We start from the raw sequence: 6,740 nt of genomic DNA, 5'->3' as shown, positions 1-6,740 counted from the left end.
CAGACCACATTTGGCATTGAACTATCAAACACCTCAAATCGTACATAATAAAAAATCCTTGCCGGTTTTACCCAACAAGGACTATCTTTAACCATTAATTTCTGTCAACCTATTTTAGGACGACTCACTTTTAACAGGTATTAACTACATTAGTTTAATCATGTCTCAGTTAAACGACGATCAGCAAATACGGCAATTAGCCAACCTCGAGCTGCTGGCCAGGCAAGTGGTGGAAGGTTTTATAACCGGCCTGCATCAAAGCCCTTTTCACGGCTTTTCGGTCGAGTTTGCTGAGCACAGGTTATATAACAATGGTGAGTCTGTGAAAAATATAGACTGGAAGCTGATGGCCCGTACCGATAAACTGTTTGTAAAACAATTTGAGGAAGAAACCAATCTGCGCTGTTATTTGCTGTTGGATACCTCGTCATCCATGAATTTTCCGGAAAAGGGAATCGATAAGCTGCAATTTTCTATCTACGCTATAGCTTCATTGATGTACCTGTTCAAAAAACAGCGCGATGCCTTTGCGCTGGGGGTTTTCTCAGATAAAATGGATTGGATAGGCCCGGTAAAATCTACATCGGCACATTTGTTTTACCTGTATGCCGAGCTGGAAAAACTGTATAACAATCCCAAAAGAAATACGGCTACCAATATTACCCATGTGCTGCACCAGGTAGCCGAGCAAATTCATAAGCGCTCATTGGTAATCATTTTTAGTGATATGCTGGAGAATAACCTGGACGCTGAAAAGATGAACTCACTATTTGCTGCCATACAGCACCTAAAATACAACAAGCACGAAGTAGTGATATTCAATGTCACCGATAAGCAAAAAGAGCAGGATTTTAGTTTTGATAACCGGCCGCATCATTTTATCGATATAGAGAGTGGCGATGAGGTTAAGGTGCATCCGGGTAAGATTCGCGAGGCTTATCAATCGGCATTACGAAATTATAGGCACCAGTTAGCGCTTAAGTGCGCACAATACCATATTGACATGGTTGAAGCGGCCATCAGTGATGGCTATTACAATATTCTTAAATCATACCTCATCAAAAGAAACAGCATGGTGTAGTTGGTGGGTAGTTTAATTAGGTCGACTAAGTGAGGAGTTTGTCAACACAACTCAATCAACGAGACTTCGCCAAAAAATCAAATAAACCAAATCAATTTGCGCAGGTATGTGTTAAAACATAAACTCACTAATTATTTATGAAGCTATCTGTTGAACGTAAACCTATAAGAGTTAATCCAGATCCTAAACGTGTTATTGCAAGATTCTTTTTTAATGGTAATGATCGCGCCAAAGAGGTACTAAAGCGTGTTATCGAGATAAGTGAGGAGGAAGCTTTCAGTATTATTTCGCCCTTATTACAGGAGTATTCCAAACGGCATCGTAACATCACCCGGGTACTAAATCGCCACTGTGCTAAACTGAAACCATTTTTTTCAGAACTGAATATAGATTATGATACCTTAACAGTATATCGTAAATTATTGATAGGGTCATATTTTACACATGAATACTCTATTGAATCGGCAGCGTTTTTTAATCCCTCTATTGTTCAAGATCCGGATCAAAATGAGTTGTCAGAGGGCGAACGCAGGGTGATTATGAGTTTCAGAGCAGTAGGCGAGGGGCACATATCATCAATTACCTTCCGACGTGCTTTGATCGACAAAAACAATAATATTACGGTGTTACCGGCAGGTAACTATATCGACGAGGCCGAGATTGTGCGTAATGCGGTTTATAATAAGAAACTGTTTTTTGATAAGGCCGCTGTGACCCAAATCAACATCGATGTTCTGCGCGAACTGGAAGCCAAACTTGATCATCATTTTGAATACTCAAATCTGCGCCGCATTATTATCGACTCACAAAAAATGCAGGAGAACGATATGATAAAGTTGGAATATGATAAAGTGCTTTGGCTGGCCGATTCATATTACGAAATTGTTTTTTCGTTGGATACCGATATTTCAGATCGTGTTATCTTCCCGATATCTGAATATGAGCGAAAGGGTATTGAGGACGCCCGCTTTGTTGAGTTTATTAACGATGATGGCAGCTGCGTTTACTACGCTACCTACACAGCTTACGACGGTGCGCTGATCATGCCTAAGCTGCTTCAAACTACCGATTTTTATAATTTCAAGATAATGCCTTTATATGGCGCCGGCGCGCAGAATAAGAACCTCGCATTATTCCCCCGAAAGATCCATGGCAAGTATGTGATGATATCCCGTATCGACGGCTGTAATAACTATATCATGTACTCCGATAAGATCAACATCTGGGAGAAACCAATACTGCTTCAAAAACCAAAATTTAGTTGGGAGTTTGTGCAGATAGGTAACTGCGGCTCGCCAATCGAGACCAAACACGGATGGGTTGTAATTACCCATGGTGTTGGCCCTATGCGTCGCTATGTGTTGGGTGCCAGCTTACTGAAGCTGGACGACCCGGAAGTTGAGATTGGCCGTTTGAAGGAGCCTATACTGATACCAAACAGCGATGAACGCGAAGGTTATGTCCCGAACGTTATTTATTCGTGCGGATCAATAATTAATAACAATAAGATCATTATTCCCTATGGCTTGTCTGATTATTCAACCTCATTTGCGGAGATTGATATTGATGAATTGATGGCCAAGTTTAAAGAAGATGCGAAGGAAATGAAGAAAGAGGATAGAAAAGTTACCGCTTAGTAATGAGTAAAAGCTGGGCATTGTGTATTAAATAATAGACGCTGTATTTAGCTTTTATTTTTTAAAAGGCTCTTGGTTTTAAACTGAGGGCCTTTTGTGTTTCGGGCGTAAATTGGCATGTCCCTTGTATGTGATTTATTAACAGTATTTAGCTAATAATGTGCACGTTAATTACAATTATATGGAATTAAATTTACCGTACCTATGGATCATTTCAGAGAAATAAAAAACCATCTCACCTGGCATAATGAGGGCAAGTTTGAGGCTGAGCTAATTAATGGTGTAATTACAAAACTTAACTTTTGCGAGCCGGGTAAAGGCCCGGACGACACCGGCAAATCTCTAACCTCAACTAACTACAAATACCTGCAGGCCGTGCACTCGTGCCTGGGCGAATTATTTAGTTTTATTGAGGAAGAAAATAAGCGTTTAGGCTATAAATATGCTGATCACATACCGGCGCCAACCTATCAACATAGCAATGCCGATGATATCCAACAACTGCAGGAAGCTAAGTTAAGACCTTTGATGAATTACGACAACCAGCCAGCTGATGATAAAAAAGAAGATGGTTTAAACCTCGATATTGAACTAACTGCTTAACAACTTACCGATTTCGAAACATGGGTAAGTTGTTAAGGTCATCAACCTAATATTTGCTGATACAACTTGAGATAGTCATCAGCCATTTTCTCCCATGAGAATTGAGACTGAGCCCAATCTCTACAGGTTCTACGATTGATGTTTTTAAGCTCATCAACTACTTCAACAGCTTCATGAACAGTATTTACCAGGAAGCCCGTCTGGTTGTCTTTAATCAACTCAGACATGGAGCCCCTGTTAAAAGCGATGACCGGAGTGCCACATAACATCGACTCGGCTACACTCAAACCAAACGGCTCCGCAAAGTTGATAGGATGCAAAAGGCCGATAGCATTGCCCAAAAGCGCATTACGTTTTTCTGGTCCGGCGCTGCCAATGTAGGCTATATTGTCATTTAATAGCGGTTTAATTTTTTCTTTGAAATAACTCTCATCCTGTACAATACCGGCAATTAAAAGCTTGCGTTTGCTTTTGCGGGCAATTTCTATAGCTTCGGCGGTGCCTTTGTCCGGGTGGATGCGGCCGAAGTACAATAAATAATCCTGCGGCTGTTCGTTAAATTCAAAGTCAATAGTGTTTAAGCCGTTATAAACCGTAGCCAGGTATTTCAGTTCCGGGCTGCGGTCGCTGTTACTAATTGAGACATAATTGCTGGTATCGTTATACTTTTTATAAACCGGAATAATTTGCTGCGATGAAAAACCATGTATGGTGGTGATCATCGGCGTTTTGATAAGACGTGAATAAGTAAGCGGCAAAAAATCGAAATTGTTATGGATAATATCAAATTGATTAGCCTTTTCCATCAGGTTGCTTATATGAAGGCACTCCAGCACTTTGGCATCCCGCGAGCGATCTTCTTCATAACCTTTATCGCAAACGGATTCCAGCTTACCTGCGGTAATTGAATCGCCGGTAGCAAACAGCGTAACCTCAATGCCCAGTTTGATCAGTCCCTCGGCAATGTTTGACGATACCTGTTCCCACGGCCCATAATGCCTGGGCGGTGTGCGCCAGGCAACAGGTGATAAAACAGCAGCTTTCATTACTTAGCGCTTACCAGTTTTTGTGGAAAACGATTATACTCATACTCCAGTTCGAAGGCCTCTAAAACTGTGAGATGCGATATTAGATATGCTAATGTGCTTTCTGCGCCCTGATTACGATTAATACCCGTTGGCAATAAGCCGTCGCAACAGCCTTTGGTTTCGTGGTCGTACAGTGGGGCACGCAGACTGTTCTCGCCCAGGAACCATTTATAGCATAGGAACATTTTCTCGATATGTTTAGGCTTACGGAATATCTGGTAAGCCTGGAAGTGCATCAGCACCATAGCCATGGTTTCGATTGCCTGCTGGTCATATAGTGGGAATTTGCCGCCACGCGTATACCATCCTTCATTCCCAACCGGTGTTAAATACCCGCTGGAAAGTGTAAGATTGTCTAAAAACTCCATAGTTTTCAGGGCTACTTCTTTAACCCGCTCGTTACCGGTAATTTGCGACGAATGCAATAATGCCAGTGGCAATATGGCGTTGTCGTAAGTCATGGTTTCTTCAAACCAATGCCATTCGTCAGTATGGGTTTCATCATAAGCCTTAATTAACGGATCAGTTAATCTGATCATTTCGTTAATCATGCCCTCATCGGTTGGGTGCATTTGCAGGTACAAGCTTATACCGATAATAGTGTTAGCCATACCTCTTAAATGTCTTAATGCTTTGAAATGCCTGAACGAGCGTTGAAACACCTCGGTAGCAAACTCTTTGTACGAGTTGCTCGTCGCATATGCTATCAAATAACCTAAACTCCAGACAGTACGACCAAACGAATCTTCCGAACCTACATCGTCCAGATACAGACGGCTAAAGCTCATGAAGTTACGAAAGTTACCCTCGTCGGTTTGCATGTAGTGAATGTAGCTCAGGTAAATAGGCAATAGCTCAAAAGCCTCGCGGCTGCCGCTGCGCTTGTGCGCCATCAGGGCCATAATTAAGGCGCGGGCATTATCGTCCAGACAATAACCTTCTTTAAGGTTAGGAATGCCGTATTTAGCATGTTGTACTATGCCGGTATCATCGGTTAAGCGCAGTACATGGGCCAGGCTAAACTTTGGCATGATTTCCGGATCAACAATGCTGTTTTTTAATATCTTATCCCTATAATCGTGCACATAACTGGCTTCCTGGGCAACTTTAATATATTCAGCTCCGATAACCGGCCAGCGCAGATGCAGGCCATACTCGTAGGCGTTTTGACGCAACTCCTTAATCACTCTGTCCTGGTCTAAAAGTTCAATAATTATGTCTGCCAGTGCATCTGAATTTTTAAAATCAAACAAACGACCACGATTATGGTCAAGCAACTCCTCGGCGTGCCAATACGGAGTTGAAACTACTGCCGCACCCGCACCAACGGCATATGACAAGGTGCCACTGGTAATCTGCGCTTCGTTCAGATATGGTGTAACATAAATTTCGCAGGCAGTAAGATATTGAATCAGTTCTTCTTCAGCTACAAACTTATTTACAAAAGCGAGGTTCTGCGATACGCCTAGCTGATTAGCTAACGTTTTTAGATGATCCCGATACTCTTCGCCAGAGTTTTTGATAACGCCCGGATGAGTATTACCCAGTACCACATACATAACATCCGGATGTTGTTTGACAATACGAGGTAAAGCACGCACCACGGTTTCCAGCCCTTTATTTCGGCTAATCAAACCAAAAGTTAACAGCACACGGCGATTTTTAAATGGCGTTAGGTTTTTAACCGGGTTATCTTCAGGTGCTTCCAGGTCTGGCACACCGTGTTCAATGATCTGTATTTTGTCGGCAGGGATATCATAAATATTAGTTAGGAAATCCAATGCCCGGTTACTCATTACAATGATCTTGGACGATTGCTCTGCTATTTCTCGAATAATAACCCGTTGTACATAACTCGGATCTTTTAAAATGGTATGTAAAATAGATATCAGCGGTTTTTCAAGCCGGTTAATCAAAGGCAGAATGTAGATGCCGCTTTCTCCACCGTAAATGCCAAATTCGTGTTCCAATATTACCGCATCGGCAGTACTGGTGTTGATATAATTTGCTGCCCGGATGTAATCCTTTTGGTGATTTTGACGAATGATGTATTTTACCTCCTCCGGGTATTCATATTGGCTGATCTCTTCACAATCATTAAGCGCCACCACATAGTCGCCTTTTAATAGCCCGTTGCGTTCTGGAAAATTTGATCCAATTGCCCCCATCAAGTTTTGGTTAAAGGTAGCGATCCCGCATTCGCGGGGCGGATAGGTTGATATATAAGCTATTTTCATATTTTTTGGTAGTATATTAGTTCGGGTCATGGATAGTAGGTTTTAGGGCGACGTATAATCAAAGTGACTACAAAAGTGTGCAGCTAAGCTATCA

At 41.9% G+C, this 6,740-nt stretch carries 5 protein-coding genes; 3 read left to right on the top strand and 2 right to left on the bottom strand.

Translation table 11 applies throughout. The features are described 5' to 3' along the window. The first annotated feature begins 160 nt into the window (after nt 1-160). The 3 genes from ABD772_RS16265 to ABD772_RS16255 all read left to right on the top strand — a co-directional run bounded on the left by ABD772_RS16265 (nt 161) and on the right by ABD772_RS16255 (nt 3,321). Nucleotides 161-1,081 (top strand): DUF58 domain-containing protein, encoded by a 921-nt coding sequence (locus ABD772_RS16265; protein WP_345106849.1) that lies wholly within the window; start codon nt 161-163, stop codon nt 1,079-1,081. Between the two features lie 137 nt (nt 1,082-1,218). Next, nucleotides 1,219-2,718 carry a glycoside hydrolase family 130 protein gene (locus ABD772_RS16260; protein ID WP_345106845.1) on the top strand — a complete coding sequence of 500 codons (1,500 nt, stop codon included), beginning with the start codon at nt 1,219-1,221 and terminating at the stop codon, nt 2,716-2,718. Nucleotides 2,719-2,922: 204 nt separating this feature from the next. Then, a complete protein-coding gene (locus ABD772_RS16255) occupies nt 2,923-3,321 on the top strand; it encodes a hypothetical protein (protein WP_345106841.1) in 399 nt (132 codons plus the stop codon). Between the two features lie 41 nt (nt 3,322-3,362). Here the strand turns inward: ABD772_RS16255 and ABD772_RS16250 are convergent, their stop codons facing one another. Both ABD772_RS16250 and ABD772_RS16245 read right to left on the bottom strand, forming a co-directional pair. Continuing rightward, nucleotides 3,363-4,367, bottom strand: a complete 1,005-nt coding sequence (locus tag ABD772_RS16250; protein ID WP_345106838.1) for a glycosyltransferase family 4 protein — start codon at nt 4,365-4,367, stop codon at nt 3,363-3,365. After that, on the bottom strand, nt 4,367-6,646 hold the full coding sequence (locus ABD772_RS16245) for a glycosyltransferase family 4 protein (RefSeq protein WP_345106835.1): 2,280 nt from the start codon (nt 6,644-6,646) through the stop codon (nt 4,367-4,369). The genes ABD772_RS16250 and ABD772_RS16245 overlap by 1 nt, the downstream gene beginning before the upstream one ends. Between the last annotated feature and the right edge of the window lie 94 nt (nt 6,647-6,740).

Origin of the sequence: Mucilaginibacter panaciglaebae, assembly GCF_039539265.1 — a bacterium.
Taxonomy (GTDB): domain Bacteria; phylum Bacteroidota; class Bacteroidia; order Sphingobacteriales; family Sphingobacteriaceae; genus Mucilaginibacter; species Mucilaginibacter panaciglaebae.
This window is presented reverse-complemented; position numbering and strand designations above follow the sequence as displayed.